Source organism: Curtobacterium pusillum (genome assembly GCF_007680845.1).
Lineage (GTDB): Bacteria > Actinomycetota > Actinomycetes > Actinomycetales > Microbacteriaceae > Curtobacterium > Curtobacterium pusillum_B.
Window position 1 is genome coordinate 169696 of sequence record NZ_VEIY01000007.1, and the last position, 18125, is coordinate 187820.

Sequence of the window (18125 nt, forward strand, 5' to 3'; positions counted from 1 at the left end):
CTGTGAGGAGCGCTCCGTTGCGCCCCGGAGGAGTCAGCACCCGAAGCATGACGTACCTGAACGAGCTCATGTCTTCGCGCGAGCTACTGGCGAACCTGACCGCACGCGAAGTCAAGGGCAAGTACCGCCGCACGGTCTTCGGGCAGCTGTGGTCCCTCATCAACCCGCTCGCGACGATGCTGATCTACACGATCGTGTACTCGTTCATCTTCCGGGCACGGCTCGAGGTCGGGAACCCGAGCGGGCTGAACATCTACCCGCTGTGGCTGATGTGCGGGCTGCTGCCGTGGATCTTCGCCCGCAACGTGATCAACTCGGGCATGACCTCGATCGTGTCGAACGGGTCGCTGATCAAGAAGGTGTACTTCCCGCGGATGACGCTGCCGCTCGCGGCAGTCGGGTCGTTCGGGTTCACCTGGCTGGTCGAGATGGGCGTTCTGCTGATCGCGCTCGCCATCGCCGGCTCGAAGTGGTACCTCTTCCTGCCGGTCATCGCGCTCACGATGGTGTTCCTGGCGATGTTCGCCGCCGGCCTCGGGCTGATCCTGTCGATCATCAACGTGCACTTCCGCGACATGCAGCACCTCGTCGGCATCGCCCTGCAGATGTGGATGTACCTGTCCCCGATCATCTACCCCCTGTCGCTCGTCGAGGACGCCGCGAACAAGGCCGGGCACCCCTGGATCCTCCACCTGTACAAGCTCAACCCCATCGAGCGGTTCTCCGTGGTCTTCCGTGACCTCATGTACGACAACCGTCTCCCGAACTGGACCGACCTGGTCGGGTGTGCCATCGCCGGATGTGCGTCGCTCGCACTCGGCTACGTCGTGTTCTCCCGCAACGAGAAGAAGCTGGCAGAACTGCTGTGAACGATCCCGCTGTCTCCGTCGAGCACGTTTCGAAGCGATTCCGCATGTACCACGAGCGGAACGACTCGCTGAAGAGCATGGTCATGCGCGGGAAGAAGTCCGTGCACGAGGACTTCTGGGCGCTCAAGGACGTGTCGTTCGAGGTTCCACAAGGGTCCACCTTCGGGCTCATCGGCAAGAACGGCTCGGGCAAGTCGACGCTGCTCAAGTGCCTGGCGAAGATCCTGTGGCCGGAAGCGGGCTCGATCACCGCCCGCGGCAAGCAGGCGTCGCTGCTCGAGGTCGGATCCGGGTTCCACCCCGAGCTCTCCGGCCGTGAGAACGTGTTCCTCAACGGGTCGATCCTCGGGATGAGCCGCAAGGAGGTTGCGCGGAAGTTCGACGAGATCGTGTCGTTCTCCGGGGTTGGGAACTTCATCGACCAGCCCGTGAAGAACTACTCGTCGGGCATGTACGTGCGACTCGGGTTCTCTGTCGCCGTTGCGGTCACACCCGAGATCTTGGTCGTCGACGAGGTGCTCGCCGTCGGCGACGCGACGTTCCGCAAGCGCTGCCAGACGAAGTTCAAGGAGATGCGGGACGACGGCCGGACCGTCATCTTGGTCTCTCACTCGATGGGCACAGTGAAGGACATGTGCGACCAGGTCGCGTGGCTCAGCGAAGGCGAGCTGAAGATGATCGGTGAGACAAAGAAGGTCGTTGCTGCGTACGAGGCCACCGTCTGAGGCAAAGCTCCGCATAGGGTTGACGCGTGCAAACGGACCTTGAGCAGCTGGCACCCTATTCCGACGAGCGCGGGAACCGGATCGAGTACACCGGTCCGGTACGTCGGAACGTACGCATCACCTTCCGGGGTTCGAACAACGTCGTTCGGGTCGACGAACGTGCTCGCCTGGGACGTCTGGTCCTCAACCTCGACTGCGACAACGGACTGTTCGAGATCGGACCGAACGCGGGCGCACCGTCGTTCGACGCCAACATCAGGATCGGTCAGGATTCCGCCGTGGTGGTGGGGGCGAACACATCGACCACGGCGAACTGCGTCATCTCGGCGACTGAGGGAACGACGGTGAAGATCGGTGACGACGTGATGATCGCGTCCCATGTTCAGATCCGAGCGGACGATGCGCACCCCATCTTCGACGTCCGAACGGGCAAGCGGGTCAATGTCTCGCGATCGATCGACATCGGTCACCACGTGTGGCTCGCCCTCGGGGTGACCGTCCTCGGCGGGGCGAGGATCGGACGCGGGTCCGTCATCGGAACAGGATCAATCCTCACGGGGACCGTGCCAAACAACTGCATCGCGGTGGGCACACCCGCCCGAGTGGTGCGCAGGGACATCGCCTGGGAACGACCGCACCTGTCGCTCAAGGCTCCTTTCTACAAGCCAGACGCCTCGACTGTCGAGCGATCGCCGTTCTGGGAGCTCACCGACGAGGAGAGCGCCTGATCCTCCGGCTGGGCCGTTCCGGTGGGCTCAGTGTGGCGTGGCCCGCCGGTGAGCCACTCCATCGCCGTGACGACTCGCTCAGAGTTGCGACCGTCGCGGGTCACGAACGTCGCGGCGGCGCGCTTTCGGAACGCTGCTGACGGGCGGAAGCCCTGTTCGGCGATCTGCTTCACTGCGCGTTCGACTGCCTCCACGGAACTCGTGACCTCACCGAACCCGTCACGGTCGTAGTCGAAGTACCCGCGGCGGCCGCTGTGTGAGCCGCCGAAGAACTCCTTCATGTCGAAGTGGAAGTACACGACGGGGACGTCGATGAAGGCGGCATCGAACGCGAGGGACGAGAAGTCCGTGACGAAGGCAGCGGTACGAGCGAGAACGTCCTGGATCCCGGTGGTTGCGAAGTCGAGGACCTCGACGTCAGCAGGGAGATCGAAGTCGGAGAGGTACGGGCGGAGCAGCGGATGCGGCATGAGCGCGAGCCGCTTGCCCGTGCGGGTGGCGAGTTCACGCAACGCCGGCGAGGACATCAGCGCGGTGTACTCCTTGGCGAATCGACTCTCCATGAAGCGGTCGTCGCGTTCCCAAGCGCCGGAGCCTGCGACTTGAGCACCTACGAGGTAGTGGCGCCATGTCGGCATGACGAGAATGAGGTCGCGACCTTCCTGGCCGACGGCGCGACTCTTCTCGAGCAACGCGTCGAAGCGGGGGAGCCCGGTCAGCACCACCTCGTGCTCGGAGAAGATCCACTGGCCGTCACCCGCGATAGCCAGCTTCTCCTGGGGCGTGGAGACCACGAACAGATCGGGCCGCTTTGAGTTCAGCCAGCGGGAGAGGTCGTAGTTGATGACCCCGTGCTGAAGGAAGGTGAAGTGGAACCGCGGCTGTCCGAACTTCGCAACGGGGAGTGGCCTCGTGACGAAGTCTGCGATGTGCGAGGAGGCGACATGTTCGGCGTGGAGCATGAGCTGGACCCACTCGAGCGAGCGGAACGCCACCATCCGGAAGCCTTCTCGCTTCAGGCGGTCCCAGTCCTTCGAATCCCGGTTCAGGACGAAGAAGGCATTGATGTCGGGACGGTGACGGAGCACGTAGCGGTAGGCGTGCTCGGCGTTGTCGTTGGCGTCGGTGTCGCGGTCGATGAACACCCATGCTCTGCTGAAACGTTCCCGGGCTCGACCGCGGCGCGCGAGCGGCGGAGCCACCGCGTCCCGGAGTGCGGTGCGGCCCAGAGCCTTCCGAACGTCGAGCGCCCGTTTCCGAACAGAGCGCCAAGCGTACTGCTTGTTGGTGAGCTCGATGCCGTTGGGATCGGCGACCCTGCGACGTTGCCCGAGGATCTGCGGTTCGAGTTGCCGTCGCGTGAGCGTGGCGTAGTGGTTCGGGACCTCGCCGCGGGCGAACACGACCTGCTGACCGTCCACGTGCATCTCCGTGACGTGACCACGGGGGATCCAGATGATGCGGCGACGCACGAGCGGACGACCGTAGAAGACGAAGTCCTGCACGGTCTCGAACACGGGATCCACCTCGTGCCCGTCGACGAGGATGCGCTCCTCGGGGGTGTCCCGGGTGAACCAGTACTGGAGCTGGACGAGCTGATGCGATTCGTCCACCTGGGCGAGGTTGACCGTGCTCGGGCGGTCCGGTTCGACGCGGTAGCCCATCAGCATCGCTCGGCGGACGGCGAACTCGACCGGGAGGAGATCGAAGGATCGGACCGCTTCTGAACCGACGCGTTCGAGCACCTCGCTGGCCAGCTCGTGGAACTCGTCGAACGCGTCGACCGGGGCGAGCGCCGAGGGAGAACGGATCGCGCGTTCACGGCGGAAGTACCCGACCAGGTCGTACAGGACGGTGTTCGCGACCCAGCGGTCCACACGACCGAGACGGGACGCCTCGTCGAGGAGCCCTAGGTGGCCGTGACGAAGGACGTCGGTGTACTTCCGACGGTCTTCGTGACTCGTCTGCATCGTGGAGGTGCCGTCTCCACGCTGACGGTAGCGGTACTTGGCCGAGGCCATCAGCCCGATCTGGTGCAAGCCGTTCCGGAGCAGGTAGCGAGCGACGAAGTGTGCGTCCTCGAACGTCGGACGGACCCGCCCGTCGAACCGCACCTGCGAAGCCTCGACCAGGTCGCGACGGACGAACGCGGCGTTCACCCCGGTCTGGACGATGGGGTCGAGACGCATGTCGACGATCCGCGAGCCCTTCTCAAAGCGCTTGCGCGACGGGTGACCGTCGGTCACGTTGCCGTCATCGTCCAGCAGCAGCTGGTGCGCCGCAAGAAGGGCCACCTCGTCCGACGCGTGCAGCTCGATGAACTTCGCAACCTCCTCGAAGTAGCGTTCGCCGAGCTCGTCGTCCGCATCGACGAAGGTGAGCCACTGCCCGTCGGCGTGTGCAATTCCAGCGTTGCGGGCGTCCGCGATCCACTTGTTCGACTGATGGAGCACGATGGCGTTCGCCGGGTGATGGCGGCACCACTCGTCGAGCAGAGACCCCGTCGAGTCAGTCGATCCGTCGTCGACGAAGACGAACTGCAGGCGATTCTCATCGATCGTCTGTCGCTCGAACGACGCGAGGAGCGTCGGGAGGTAGCGTGCCACGTCGTGCGCGGCGACGACGACGGAGATGAGTGGCGTTGCTCGGATCGCTGTGGCCATGCGGTCGACCGGCTCCCTGTCTACGTGAGGTACGTGCTGCGCGGGTGAGGCGCGTGCTGCGATAGTTTAGGGCGGAAGTCGAGGACGGCTCGTCGCGGCCCGTGCGACCCGAACGTGGTGAACCCCTGGAGAAGATGCCTGTGACCGGATCGCTCCCCTTGCTGTCGGTCGTCGTACCCGTTGGACGCGTGGACGAGCACTTCGACGTCGCGCTCGACGCGCTCCGATCACAGTGTCACGCGCACCTCGAGATCATCGTCGTGCTCGACGGTGTCGGATCGCTCGTGCAGATGGAGGTCGAACGGCTCGTGCGGCAGGACGATCGTGTGCGGGTCGTCGTTGTGCAAGAGCGTTCCGGCGCTGGCAACGCTCGGAACGTCGGCCTCCGGCACGCGACAGGTGACTTCGTGGCTTTCGCAGACGCCGATGACCTCGTTCCGCTGGAGGCCTACGAGCGGTTGCTCACCGCCCTCACCCAATCGGGCTCGGACCTCGTCAGCGGTAGGGCCGAGCAGTTCGCGCCGAACGGTGTCCGCTCGACTTACTGGACGGTCGACGACGACCTCTGGGAGACGGGCGGAACCGCACTACAGCTCGCGGACACTCCACAGCTCGCCTTCGACCACACCCCCTGGAACAAGGTGTTTCGTCGAGCGTGGCTCCGGGACGCCGGTGTCGAGTTCCCCGTCGGCACGACCTGCGAAGACGTTTCCTGGTGGGCCTCGATCGTCGTCAAGGCCGTCGTGGACGTCCTGCCGGAGGTGGTCTACAACCACCGCCGCCACGACGGATCCGTCACCTCCGGCATCCAGCGGGGCGACGATCTCGAAGACTGGATCCTACAGACAACTGCGGCGATCGATACGTACGCGGCGCACGGCGCGGAGCTGGTGCTCGCAATTCTCGGACGACGGCTCGTCCGCCGTGAAGCCTGGACGAGGGTTCGTCGGATCGGCCTCCTCGGCCCGGATGGCAGGCGGTCCCTGGGAGCGTTCGTGCAATGGATCAGTACGTGGACGAACACTGCCGAGTTCGACGGTCTGAGCACGTTCCCGCGAACGGCGTACGCGCTCGTTCGTCTGGCAGAGCTGGAGCTCGCCGCCGCCTTCATCGCGGTCTTCGCACCGCCGTCTGACGACGCCGTCGTGCGCTGGTCGGCCGTGGCGCCGGAGCTCGGTGCGGTCTTCGGTGAGACGGACCAACTTGCCTCCGACCTGTGGCGAGAGTGCTTGTTCCGTCCTTTGCTCGACGCCGCGCAGCGTGACGACGCGGCCCCGGTTCGGCCGCAGACAGTCGTTGACTTCTGGGACACCTTCGTCACCGTGGGCCTCGACGAGCACGAGCGGCGCGTCCTCGCCGCACTCCGCGCGGGATCGCTCAACGACGTGGCGTTCCTCCGTCGCAACCGTCGCCTCCGTGCTACGGCGAGCCGTCGTGGGCGCACGATGACTGTGATGCTCTCCGGCCTGGACCGTCCATCGCTGGGACGCGTGGTGCAGGATCGTGCTGGGGTCACGACCGTCATCCATGACGGCGTCCTGTCCGACGGCACGCTGGTGCTCGCAGTTCGACTCCGCGGTTCGGACCGGCTCCGCCTGGAGTTCCCGATGAGTGGTGGCCGAAGTCACAGCGTCGACGTCGTCCCGGCGCAGACGGGCCGAACCGCAGCGGTGCGTCTCGCCCGAAGGCTCGCTGCTAGGGGGCTGCGTTGACGACTGTCCAGCTCTCGATCATCGTGCCTGTGCACGACGTCGGTCCCTGGATCAGGGAACAGCTCGACTGCATCCTCCGGCAGGACGTCGACCTCGAGGTGATCGTCATCGACGACCACTCTGGCGACGACACGGTTGCGGTCGTCCAGGAGATGGCCGCACAGGACGGCCGCGTGCGACTACACCACGCCGCATCGGTTGGCGGTGGCGCAGCACGCAACGAGGGCCTCGACCTGGCTCGGGGTGAGTACGTCGCTTTCGCCGATGGGGACGACCTCGTTCCCGACGGTGCCTACCGGACCCTCATCCGGGCCCTTGAATCGACGGACGCGGAGATGGCGATCGGGCGGCACCTCAAGTTCAGCTCAGGGGCGACGTGGGAGCCGATGGCGACTTGGTACGACGTCACGTCGGCTGCGGTGACCAACCTCGATGGGATGCCCGCGCTGCTCGCGAATCGTGCCTGCTGGAATCGTGTCTTCCGATCGGGCTTCTTACGGGCCAGCGGTGTGCGCTTTCCCGACGCCGCCAGGAGCAACGACGTCGTCCCGATGGTCTGTGCCTTGGTTGCCGCCGAACGTATCGCCGTGGTGCCGAGCATCGTCTACCTGTACCGGCAACGTCCCGGAGCCTCGTCCATGACCGCTCGCGCGTCTGGAGTCGAGGGAACTTTGAGCTACATCGTCCAGGAGTCTGCCGCGGCCTTGCTCCTCGCCGGTTCGGAACCCGAAGTACGGCGCGCGCATGCGCGCGTCGTCCTTGACGCTGATGGGTACGTCCACCTCGCCCGCTTCCTCCGCGAGTGTCCGAGCGAACAGGACGTCGCGCGCGTTGTCGAGGCAGTCCGAGGGTTGTTGGCCGAGCTACCGTTGATTGATCGCGAGGCGGTGCGTGCCGAGCGGCGAGCCCTCTGGTACCTCGTGGCAGAGGGCGCAGCAGACCTCGCGGTGCAGTTCGCCGTTGCGACTCAGGAAGACCCGACCGCGGACGGCGTACGTCTCGCTTCGCTCCGTGCGTGGGCGGCCACGATCGCGTGGAGGGGCGGGCCGGCTGCGACGAGCGTGTTCGAGCTCGACCGCGACGCGCTGTTGGACGAAGGCCCGCTCGTGCTCCTTGCCAACCGCGCCGAACACACCGACAGCTGCACACTCGAGAAGGCGATTTCTGACCTCGCTCCTTTGATGACAGTGACCAGGACCCGATCCGAGGTCCTGCGGGCCGTCGCCCAAGCAGTGCAGAACGGCGATGCCCTCGGGGTGCGGATGGTATCGGCAGTCCGTCACCTCGCGCCCTTCGTCGTCGACGTTGCATCTCCAGACGCGGCGGGCTTGACCATGGAGGGACCGCTCCGGTCGGATCCTCTGGACGGGGTACGTCTCGAGATCGCCATGACGAGCGACGACGGCACCGAGTTCGTCAGCGCGATCGAGCACGACGACGCCCGCTGGCGCTCCCGTGTGCACACGGAGGATCTCGCCCCGGGACGACACCGGGTTGCGCTCGTCGTCTCGTTCCGAGATCTCGAGCTGAGACTCCCGGTCGTGACCGCCCGGATGCCGCTGCCGCCGGTCGGTGACGGAGTCCAGCTGCAGCCGCTGGCCGATCGAGCAGACGGCTGGCGTGTCCTCGTCGACCGGCGGGCCGCGCCACATCTGCTTCGTCGCTTCGCTCGCGCTGCCCGGAGCCGACTTCGCGGACGCCGCTGACCCGGTCAGGGCCGTTGCGTCAGTCGCGGCGTCGAAGCGCGTCCACACGTCCAACTCATCGCGTCGTCCGCCGGCCTGTGTTCACGGACGGATCGTTGAATGGCGCGTCAGGAATCGACGCTCGCGAGCGTGCTCTTGCTGTGCGCACCACGCATGACGTCGGTCAGCACCATGCGGTCCAGATCCGCCATGAAGTCCTGGAAGAACGGACGACCGAAGTGCCATGGCGAGATCCCGTACGGATGATTGCCATCGGAGTGGTACGACCGGTCGCGGTTGTCGATGACGCGGAGGTCATGCCGGGAAAGAATCGACCGGTACAACGAGTCATACCGATCGTTCTCCTGAAGCAGGCGGCGGTACAGGTCGTCGCGCTTCTGGTCCCCGCGGTACTTCACGAAGTTCAGGTCTCCAGTGCTCGTGCGGTAGTAAGAGCTGTAACGGAAGCAGTTCAGGACGAGGGTGGTGTTCGGCAGCGTCCGCTGCTTCCATTCAACGAAGTCGTCGACCGCGGTCTCGAGGAGTGGGACGTACGTGGCCGCGGCGTTCGCCATGTGCATGGTCGTGAACCCCTCGCCCCCCGCGAAGTAGTCGGTCTTCCGGAAGCTGTTGGGATTGTTCGTGATCGTCGCAGACCCGATCCGGGCGAGCCCGTACCGGACATCGGAGTAGATGTCGAAGAGCAAGAAGTCCGGCGCGAACTCCTCGATCTCAGCACGGTCGGTCTTCGCGATGTCACGCGCCATGGTCCGCGCGCCGTGGTCGTTGACCTTTTCGCCGGGCACGATCGCCGATGCGATGTCGGAAGCGACCGGGTCGGAGAGGAAGCTCACGAGCCCGGTCTGCCAGGCGAGCGGGCCGAGCTCGTATAGGTCTTTGTAATGCGGATTGTTGCGTGTGATGAACGCCTCTCGCGTGACGCACGAGCCGACGATCGCGACCTTGACCGGTGACACCCTCTACTCCGTCCAGTCGAGCATGAGAGCACGACAAGGTTCGATTATGCCTCAGGGGCACACGAGGGCCAGCGTCGCGCCGCGATCATGCCACGAGGTTTCGCAGGAGATCGTCGTACCGGCGCGAGATCGAGAACGGAGAAAGCCGATCCGCGAAGTCCCGCGCGGTGCCCCGTGGTGGCAACGGCTGCGAGAGAATTTCCGCGAGCGATCCCGCGTCGCCTGGCCGGAACCACCGGATCCATCGTTCTGCACCGAAGTCGCCCCGTAGGTGAGGCTCGTCCGGCAGGACGGTGGGCACCCCGAAGGTCGCGGCGAGGTGGAGACTTCCGGAGTTCAAGATGCGTCGGTAGGGCAATACGGCGACGTCAGCGGCGTCGAACCAGCGTTTCACGTCGCCATCGTGGACGAAGTCGTGCTGGCGGATCGTTCGGAGGCCCTCGGGCAGGAGCGCGTCGACGACCCGGACGTCCTCGGAGGACGTCTTGCCGGCGAGCATCAACACGATCCGCCCAGGGGGCGTCGCCTTCCCGAGTGCATCGATGAGCATGTCAACGCCCTTGTACGGGCGCACCTGGCCGAAGAAGAGGACGGCCAAGTCGTCTTCCTCCAGCTCGAAGGAGGCGCGCGCTTCGTCACGCGAACCTGCTCCGTCGTACACCCCCCTGTAGCTCGGGTGCGGGATGTGCGCGATCGTCCGCTTCGACAGGTCGTAGAGCGGGGACACCACTTCATCGGTCTTGGAGTTGAGCACGTGCACGACGTCCGCCGTCCCCGCGAGGAACCGGCTCAGCTCGATCTCCAGGTCTTCGTGCCGCGCATCGTGGGCCAACGCGTTGTGCACGGTCCAAACCAGTCTTGCGCCCCGTCCCCGTGCGGCCTCGATCGCCTGCTTGAAGCGCACCAGCCGCGCTCGGGCTTCGGACGGGCTGCTTGCGCGCTGAACCACCGGTGCGGTCCAGTGAACGTGGATCACGTCCCCGACCTGCAACTCAGCGAGATCGTGCTCGAGCCGTTCGAGCCTCGCGGACTCGAGCACTCTCCATCCTGACGCTCGAGGAGCAAGCAGCATCAGGTTCAGGTAGGGATTGTCGCGGTACACGGGGAAGACGGCGAGGCGTCCGGGCTGCTGACCGTCTCGAGCACTCTGGTGTTCTCCGTCTGCCACGAAGCGATCCTAGGAGCATGTGAGCGTCGGCCAGTGAATGAGCACCTGTCAAATCGGGGAGGATGGGGGTATGCGTGTCATGCGATGGGTACTGGTCGGGATCGTAGTCGTCACTGCCGTCACGCTCTCGATGGTGACCGTCGACCGCTCCACTCCGCTGGCAGCTGGCTCTGGACGGCCCGGACCACTGCGTATTGCGGTCGTCGGCGACTCCCTGAGCGCGGGCCGCTCGCGGTTCCTCGGCAACGGTCTCGACGACGGGACCTGGATCACCAGCGCCGTCGGCGACGGCATCGAGTTCGTCGGGGGCTGGGCTCGATCGGGTGCGACCCCTGACCAGATGGCGGAGTCTGTGCGACCCGTGTCGGACGTCGACGTCCTGGTGATCCTCGCCGGCACGAACGCGGTCCGCCTGCACCGGACGCTCGGTGTCGAAGCCGCTGCGTATCGATCCATCGTACGAACGGTTCATCCTCGGACAGTGCTGATCGCCGCGATCCCTCCGTACCATTGGCAGCCTCATGCAGCAATGGAGTACAACCAGGACCTGCGTCGCCTCGCGGACCGTGAAGGGTGGTCGTGGGGAGATCCGTGGAAGTTCGCCCGCAACGGCGCGGGATGGGTCCAGGGCGTGAGCGACGACGGAACGCACCCCGCGGGTGCTCGGCAGTACCGCGAGCTCGGGTCCTCGATGCGAACTCTCATCGAGCACGCTCGGGACGATCACGCGATCCCGCTCGCCGCCGATTGACCGTTTGTGCCGGTTCGTGCGGTGTCAGGAGCCGGTCGGTGGCGTGGATAGCATCGAGGCATGTTCAGAGGCCGTTCCAAGATCGATCCCGACTCCTCGTTGACCTTCGCCGTGTCCGGAGACTCCGTAACGGCGCGGCCGGAATCGTGGCGCGACCAGCTCGGGGACCGACACCTTCGGTTGGTCGGGGGCTTTGCGGAGGACGACGCCACGTCAGAGCGTGCCTTCGGGCAAGTCCGCCGATCGCTGGCCGACGTCCTCGTCGTCATGATCGGCATGAACGACGTCCGTGAAGGCGTGCCGTTCGAGACGATGACGGACAACATCGAGAAGATCGTGCGCTTCGCGGAGTGCGGCACCGCGTTGCTGTGCTTGATCCCACCGAGCAACCTCGTCGCCGGACCGGTCAACGCACGGGCCAACGGTGTCGTGGCCAACCGTCACCTCTTCGACCTCGGCGCGCGCAGAGGGTGGATCGTCGCGGACCCGTTCGCGTTCGCGCGCGCGTCGAACAACTCGTGGGGAGGGGGCTCGAGTGCTGACGGCGTGCACCCGCTGCCACACGCCTCAGCCGAAGCCGCGGTTCGAATGCGCCTGTTCATCCGGCAGGCGGCCGCCACCGCCGCCCTCAACAAGGGCCGGGTCCCAGTGAACCTCACGCCCTGACCAGGCACGGCGCAGGTTGTGCCGGGCGGGACCTCTGGTACGCCTGCTCGGGGCGTGTCAATCGGCAGTAGCGACGAAGTACTCGGCCTCATGGAGTACCGAGCAGAACGCCAAGCCCGAGTGGCCGAGCGCGTTCCGTTTGCTGATCACCGTGCCGCACACCGCGCACCGTGTCGTGAACGTCGACCGCATGGTCTCGGAGAGGAGGGACATACCGACAGCGTGGACCGCAGAGGTTAACAACGATCCTCGGTTGTCTCCGATCATGGTGAACGTCGGCGAAGAATACGACTCGGACTCGACGAAGGCTCGCGTCAGAGCGCCCGCACGAGGGGAGTGCTCGTGTACCGGGACGAGCATCACATCACCGCGACGCTCAGCAGGTCCCTCGCGCCGATGGTGGCCGACGCGATGCCCGCAAGTGCCGGGACGTTCCCGCGGTCGCGCGGCCTGGAGCACGGATCAGACGGTCCCGAAGAAGTGCTCCACCTCGTGCAGCACACAGCAGAACGCTTCGCCGTCCACGAAGAAGGCATCTCGTCGCCGGATCGAGACTCCGCACTCGGCGCACTGCACGGTGGTGACGTGCCCGATGTGGCCAAGGTGATCGACGAGTGACATGCTGCGAAGCTACGCTCCCGCCCCTGGCGCGCGCCCCGGATCCGCTGACAGTCCGGACAGGCGAAGCAGGGAGGCCGTCGAGTGGAGCGGTCGGTCCACCTCAGATCAGCGCCCGCACCACCTGCTCGGCCCCACCGTCCGCCGCCACGACCACCGCGAAGTCCCCGTCCGCCACGACCTGCCCCGGAGCGAGCCACACGACGTTCCGCGCGCCCGGCTGCGGCACGAACGACGGCCCTCGGGACCCGGACGCCCCCGCCCCGCCGCCGACCAGCACGGTCACCTCGTCGATCCCGCTCGACCCGCGGTACCAGGACGACGCCACGTCGACCTGCACCGTGTGCCCAGCCCGGTCCAGGGCTGTCACCAGCGCGGTGACGTCCGCCACCCGTGTCCCGTCGTGCTTCACGGCGACCCGGAGCCCCACGGCCCCTTCCTCGCGCACGACGACCGGGCGCGAGGACCGCACCATCACGGCGTGCCCCTTCGGCAGCCCCGGCTCGACGCCGAGGTAGCGCAGGCCCGCGGCGTCGTAGCGGTCGACCGCGTCGGCCGCCGGGTACCGGCCACGCCAGCGCTCATCGAAGATCCGGCGGTTGTCGACCCGGGCGTCGTCCCGGCCGGGGGAGCGGCTCTCGTGGTGCACGACGACGGACGCGGGCACGACGAGGAACGTCGAGCCGGCCGGTGACGACTCGAGTGCGCGGAGGCAGAGGTCGACGTCCTCCAGCCCGTTCGCGTACACGGGGTCGAACCCCCGCCAGCGGATCAGGTCGACGGCCCGGAACGCCGCCGCCGCGGCCGTGATCGCCGAGAACCGAGTGGAGGCGGGAACGGGCGCACCGCCGGACCCCGCGAACGCGCGCGAGGCGTCGTGCCGCGGGTGGTCGCCGAGGAAGTGCCACGGGAGCACCTTGTCGCCGCCGAACACGGTGCCGGCGGTCTGGACGACGCCGTCCGGGTAGACCAGGAGCGGCTGCGCACCGAGCACCGCGCGGTCGTCCAGCGCTGCGACGAGCGGCCGGAGCCACCCGGTGGTGACCTCGGTGTCGTTGTTCAGCATGACGACGGTCCCGCCCGACGAGCGAGCGAGTCCGAGGTCGCTGCCGAGTCCGAAGTTCCGGTTGCGGTCCTCGCGCTGCAGCACGACGCGCGGCTCGTCACGGAACCAGGCGCCGAGGATCGCCGACACGGAGCGCGGCGAGCCGTTGTCGACGATGACGACCTCGACCCGGTCGCCGTCGTGGTCCGCCGCTCCGAGCACGGTGTCGACCGCGCGACGGGTCATGGTCCAGTCGCGGAACACGGGCATCACGACGGAGACCAGGGCCGCGTCCCGCGTGGGCGCGGCGGCGGCGAGCGCGTCCCAGTCGATGCGGTGCCGCGCGAGCGCGACCTCCTGCCAGGACGCCGGCTGCGCCGACGACACCCGACGGGGGTCCCTGACGTTGTCGTAGTCGACGCCGATGACGGGCACGTACGCGGGGACGCCGAAGCGCTTCCCGATCCGGAGCAGCCACTCCCAGTCGATCCACCGGCGCAGGGTCTCGTCGAAGGGCCCCACGGCGGCGGCGACGTCACGCCGGACGACGAGGGCGTTGAGGTCGATGAAGTTCCCGGCGAGGAGGTCCTCGAGGGTGCCGTCCTCGCCCCGGAACGTCTCGACCGGCGCGGTCGAGTCGTCGGCGTTGTTCGCGCCGACCATCCGCACGCCGGTGTGCACGCCGGGCCCGTCCGTCTCGAGGAGCGCGGCCACCGCAGCGGACAGGTGCTCGGGTCGCCAGGTGTTGTCCGCGTCGAGGAACGCGACGAAGTCCCCCCGGACGGCGGTGAGCCCGGTGTTCCGGGCGGCTCCGGCGCCGCCGTTCTCGCGGGCGACGAGGCGGATCCGGGGGTCGTCCGCGCCCGCTCGGCGCGCGACCTCGGCGGTGTCGTCCCCGGACCCGTCGTCGACGACGATGAGCTCCCACGCGGGGTACTCCTGCGCGAGGACCGAGCCGATGGCGGACGCCACGACGTCCGGCCGCCGGTGCACGGGCATCACGACCGACACGAGCGGCTGCTCGGCGTCGCGTCGCGCGGCCCCCCGCGGGTACCGCGCGAGCGCCTCGGCCGTCTCGGGTCCGTCCCACCCGGTCCGGTAGCGACGCCGGGTCCGGTGCTGCGCGTCGGCGAAGGCGCGGGCTGCCAGCACGGCCGACTCGCGGGCGGCGCCCCAGGTGGGTGCGGGTCCGCGACGGCCTGGAGGCACGGGGAGCGCGGTCGCGTCCGTCGCGTTCCGCAGGAAGTGGCGGAGGGCGTCGAGGGTCGAGGCCGGTCGGTCTGCCGCGGCGAGCGATGCCGCGTACACCCCGGCGTCGAAGAGCGGTCCGGTCTGGAAGAGCTCGGGCCCCTCCTGGTGCAGCGCGTCGTACCAGGACATCGCGGGCACGGGCTGGTGCTCGCGCATCCACTCGTGCTCCACGAGCGGACTGAGCGAGAGACCGCGCTGCCCGTCGTTGTGCACGTAGAAGGCGATGGCCTCGTCGTCGGTGGCGAAGGTGCGGCCGGTCTGGGCCTCGAGGTACGCGCGGTCGAGCACGCCGAACTCGGCGATGCGTCGTGCCCAGCGGTCGAGGCGGTCGGTCACGGTGAGCGGCTTCTCGGGGCCGCGCAGCCCGCGTGCGAGCCGCCGTGCGACCCGTCCGATGCCGGTGCGGTCGGCCATCAGCGGCGTCCCGGCAGGCGGGAGGCGACCTTGGCGATCGCCTGACCGGTGCGGAAGGACCGGCTCGCGCGCAGGTCGTCGAGCTCGCGGCGCAGCCGGGTGACCTCGTCGGACGCGCTGTCCGACGCGACCTCGGCGGCGGTCAGGTCGAGGGGGAGCAGCGCTGCCCAGCGACGCTCGAGTGCGGCGCTCCGGTCCGCGATCGGCGCGAGCAATGCCTGCTCGACCTGGTCGGCGGCGTCTCCGAGCCCGTCGAGCGTCGTGACGACGTCGACCGCGTCGTCGACCAGGGGAGCGATCGCGTCGGCACCGCTCCGGTGTGTGCGTGACGACCACGGCACGGTCGGGGGCGGCGTGCGGACCACCACCAGGTGCAGGGCGCGCCGGTTCGCCGCGACGACCTCGGCGGGCGTGGGGTCCACGAGCACGGAGACGGTGACGAGGTCGTCCGGGTTCGGGTCGTCGGTGGTGACGGTCCACGCGGCCGGAGCCGACGTGCCGGAGGGGAGCCGCGCCTCCAGGGCGAAGCCGTCCCCGAAGGCCGCGTCGAGCCTGCGGGCCGTGGCATCCGCGTCCTCGACGTGACGCAGGTCGACGGCCAGGCGGGCCACCGCACCGGCCGGGACCAGCGCGTCGGCGAAGCGCTCGGTCGCGGTCGCGCCGTGCCGCTGGTACGCGGCGACCGCCTCGGGGAGGAAGGGGTAGCGGCGCTCGAGCTCGCGCTGGTGCGCGGCGCGGAGGGCGTTGCGGTTGCCGGAGAAGCTCTTGCCGCCGGTGTGCAGGACGAGCGCGCGGTTCGCGATCTTCGCCAGCCAGCCGTCGGCGGCGATCCGGAGGCAGTAGTCGTTCTCCTCGCCGTAGCCGGGGGCGAACGCGTCGTCGAACAGGCCGTGCTCGGCGATGAGCTCGCGACGTGTCAGGAAGCAGAAGCCCATCGCGACGGGCAGGACCTGCGACACGGGCAGGAGCGGGGCGACCTCGGACCAGACCGCTCGCGTCCTGGTCTCCGTCCGGGCGGCCCCGCGGTTCGTCAGGCGGTAGGGGATGCTCGCGATGGTCGCGTTGTCGCTGCGCGCGGTGACCACTCCGGTGCGCTCCTCGTCGAGCACGGCGAGCATCGCGTCGAGGAAGCCCGCGGTCGGCACGGCGTCGCTGTTGAGCAGGAGGACGGCCTCGGCGTCGGCGCCGGTGTCGAGTTCGAGCACGGCACGGTTGCACGTGCCGACGAAGCCGAGGTTGTGGTCGTTGCGCTCGTACCGGAATCCCGGGCGGTCGCCGATGCGCTCGAGCAGGGCCCGCTCGATCGCGTCGGCGTCGGGGCCGCAGTCGTTGACGAGCAGCACGCGGTGCCGGCCGGTGTCGAGGTGCTCGACCAACCCGTCCACACAGCGCAGCAGGGACTCGAGGTCGCCGTAGACGGGCACGACGACGAGGGTGGGGCGGGTCATCGGGAGGACTCCTCTGCGTCGAGTGCGGTGGCGACGGCGTCGACCGCGGCTTCGAGGGGACCGCCGAGCGCTCCCTCGGGCAAGGGCGAGAACCCGTCCGGTCCCTCGGCGGCGACCGTCCGGACGGCGGCCGCGACGGCGAGCCCGAGCGAGTGCGCGTCCGCCGGGACCGCGGCGAGGTTCGGGTGCAGGTGGCCGCGGGTGTCCCGGAACTCGTTCGTGACCACGCGGGCGCCGGAGATCGCGCCGTCGAACGGCGGGTGGCTCGGGTGCGGGCTGTGCTGCAGCGACAGGACGACGTCGGTCGAGGCGATGAACCGGAAGTAGTCGTCCCACGGCATCGTCCCGTGGCTGACGAGCTTGACGTCGCCGCGGCCCCCGTCGAGCTCGACGTCCCCGTGCTGCTCGCCGGCGGAGTGGAACTCGACCCGGAGGCCGTCCGCCGCCAGCTCCTGCACGGCGACGCGCAGTGCGGCGACGCCGAGTCGGAAGAGGTTCCGGTGCTTGCTCGGCCGCCCGTAGAAGAGGACGCGGACGACGTCCTCCCGGCGACGGGCAGCCGCGACCCGCTCGAGGAGGTCCAGGTCCAGGTGCGGTGCGAAGGTCCGCTCCCGCGGCACGTCGAGGGCCTCGACCTCGGCGAGGTACTTGCGGAGCGGCTCGGAGTTGACGAGCATCCGGAAGCCGGCCCGGTAGGTGGAGGCGGCGACCGCGTACTCCGTCGACCACGGACTGAAGCCGGGTTCGTAGTCCTGCACGAGGTACACCACGCGGTCGCGGGGGATGACGCCGGCGGTCGCCGCGACGTCGATCGGGTGCGCGGTCTTCCAGTGCGTGGCGATCCACACGTCGTCCCGGCCGAACTCGGTGTCGAGCACCCGTTCACGCGGGACGACACGCACGCCGGGACGGCCGTCGACCTGCGACTCCGGGAAGCGGTCGGCGATCAACGACTCCGCCGCCGCGGCGCTGTTGCCCGGGGTGGTCCAGCGCACCATCACCACCCGCACGCTCCGCCCGAGCCGGTCGCCCAGCGCCAGGGCCACGGCGAGTGCCGTCTGCACGCCGGCGAACGCTGCGCCCTCGCGCAGCTCGTCCACCACGAGCACGACCTCCGGTGCGCGCTCGGCGGTGCGGATGCCCGCGATCGCCAGGCTCGTCTCGACCAGTCCCTCGTACGGACGGGCGGCCAGCGGCACCCGGTCGCGTTCGCGTCGTGCGACGCCGACGTCGACGCGGGAGACGGTGCGGCCCAGTCGTTCACGGACGTCGTTCCGGTAGTGCCCGTCGCGCGCGTACCGCTCGTTGACGCGGACGAGGTCGCCGACGAGGCGTCGTGCCTTCTCGAAGTTCATCGACGCTCACGTTACTGGTCGAGCGCGGGCCGCTCGGTAGGCTTGGCGCC

At 68.3% G+C, this 18125-nt stretch carries 15 protein-coding genes; 7 read left to right on the plus strand and 8 right to left on the minus strand.

What is annotated here, in order from left to right:
* Positions 1–47: 47 nt before the first annotated feature.
* The 3 genes from FS825_RS15160 to FS825_RS15170 are packed head-to-tail and all read left to right on the plus strand — an operon-like array spanning position 48 to position 2322.
* Positions 48–869 carry an ABC transporter permease gene (locus FS825_RS15160; protein WP_144714532.1) on the plus strand — a complete coding sequence of 274 codons (822 nt, stop codon included), beginning with the start codon at positions 48–50 and terminating at the stop codon, positions 867–869.
* A 44-nt stretch (positions 870–913) separates the two neighbouring features.
* Entirely contained in the window at positions 914–1594 is a 681-nt protein-coding gene (locus tag FS825_RS15165; RefSeq protein ID WP_260981256.1) for an ABC transporter ATP-binding protein, read from the plus strand.
* A 26-nt stretch (positions 1595–1620) separates the two neighbouring features.
* Positions 1621–2322: an acyltransferase gene (locus FS825_RS15170; protein ID WP_260981257.1), complete on the plus strand. Its 702-nt coding sequence runs from the start codon at positions 1621–1623 to the stop codon at positions 2320–2322.
* Here FS825_RS15170 and FS825_RS15175 read toward each other — a convergent pair.
* Complete coding sequence (locus FS825_RS15175) at positions 2253–4985, minus strand: bifunctional glycosyltransferase/CDP-glycerol:glycerophosphate glycerophosphotransferase (protein ID WP_144714538.1); 2733 nt, start codon at positions 4983–4985, stop codon at positions 2253–2255. The genes FS825_RS15170 and FS825_RS15175 overlap by 70 nt on opposite strands.
* Positions 4986–5119: 134 nt before the next feature.
* Between FS825_RS15175 and FS825_RS15180 the strand changes: the two genes are divergently transcribed.
* Both FS825_RS15180 and FS825_RS15185 read left to right on the plus strand, forming a co-directional pair.
* Positions 5120–6697 carry a glycosyltransferase family 2 protein gene (locus FS825_RS15180; protein ID WP_144714541.1) on the plus strand — a complete coding sequence of 526 codons (1578 nt, stop codon included), beginning with the start codon at positions 5120–5122 and terminating at the stop codon, positions 6695–6697.
* Positions 6694–8403 carry a glycosyltransferase family 2 protein gene (locus FS825_RS15185; protein ID WP_144714544.1) on the plus strand — a complete coding sequence of 570 codons (1710 nt, stop codon included), beginning with the start codon at positions 6694–6696 and terminating at the stop codon, positions 8401–8403. Before FS825_RS15180 ends, FS825_RS15185 begins: the two co-directional genes overlap by 4 nt.
* 107 nt (positions 8404–8510) lie before the next feature.
* Here FS825_RS15185 and FS825_RS15190 read toward each other — a convergent pair whose 3' ends face one another.
* Positions 8511–9359 carry a DUF6270 domain-containing protein gene (locus FS825_RS15190; RefSeq protein ID WP_144714547.1) on the minus strand — a complete coding sequence of 283 codons (849 nt, stop codon included), beginning with the start codon at positions 9357–9359 and terminating at the stop codon, positions 8511–8513.
* Positions 9360–9444: 85 nt separating this feature from the next.
* Entirely contained in the window at positions 9445–10527 is a 1083-nt protein-coding gene (locus tag FS825_RS15195; protein WP_144714550.1) for a glycosyltransferase, read from the minus strand.
* Between the two features lie 70 nt (positions 10528–10597).
* Here FS825_RS15195 and FS825_RS15200 point away from each other — a divergent pair, with 70 nt between their 5' ends.
* Complete coding sequence (locus tag FS825_RS15200; RefSeq protein ID WP_186377272.1) at positions 10598–11278, plus strand: SGNH/GDSL hydrolase family protein; 681 nt, start codon at positions 10598–10600, stop codon at positions 11276–11278.
* A 60-nt stretch (positions 11279–11338) separates the two neighbouring features.
* Positions 11339–11944 carry an SGNH/GDSL hydrolase family protein gene (locus tag FS825_RS15205; RefSeq protein WP_144714555.1) on the plus strand — a complete coding sequence of 202 codons (606 nt, stop codon included), beginning with the start codon at positions 11339–11341 and terminating at the stop codon, positions 11942–11944.
* Between the two features lie 57 nt (positions 11945–12001).
* Here the strand turns inward: FS825_RS15205 and FS825_RS18735 are convergent, their stop codons facing one another.
* The 5 genes from FS825_RS18735 to FS825_RS15220 all read right to left on the minus strand — a co-directional run bounded on the left by FS825_RS18735 (position 12002) and on the right by FS825_RS15220 (position 18075).
* Positions 12002–12157 (minus strand): hypothetical protein, encoded by a 156-nt coding sequence (locus tag FS825_RS18735; RefSeq protein ID WP_186377273.1) that lies wholly within the window; start codon positions 12155–12157, stop codon positions 12002–12004.
* 249 nt (positions 12158–12406) lie between these two features.
* Positions 12407–12565: a hypothetical protein gene (locus FS825_RS18740; protein ID WP_186377274.1), complete on the minus strand. Its 159-nt coding sequence runs from the start codon at positions 12563–12565 to the stop codon at positions 12407–12409.
* A 100-nt stretch (positions 12566–12665) separates the two neighbouring features.
* Complete coding sequence (locus FS825_RS19080) at positions 12666–15272, minus strand: glycosyltransferase family 2 protein (protein WP_144714558.1); 2607 nt, start codon at positions 15270–15272, stop codon at positions 12666–12668.
* Positions 15272–16720 (minus strand): glycosyltransferase family 2 protein, encoded by a 1449-nt coding sequence (locus FS825_RS15215; RefSeq protein ID WP_144714561.1) that lies wholly within the window; start codon positions 16718–16720, stop codon positions 15272–15274. Before FS825_RS15215 ends, FS825_RS19080 begins: the two co-directional genes overlap by 1 nt.
* Entirely contained in the window at positions 16717–18075 is a 1359-nt protein-coding gene (locus FS825_RS15220; protein ID WP_144714564.1) for a rhamnosyltransferase WsaF family glycosyltransferase, read from the minus strand. The genes FS825_RS15215 and FS825_RS15220 overlap by 4 nt, the downstream gene beginning before the upstream one ends.
* Positions 18076–18125: the final 50 nt, after the last annotated feature.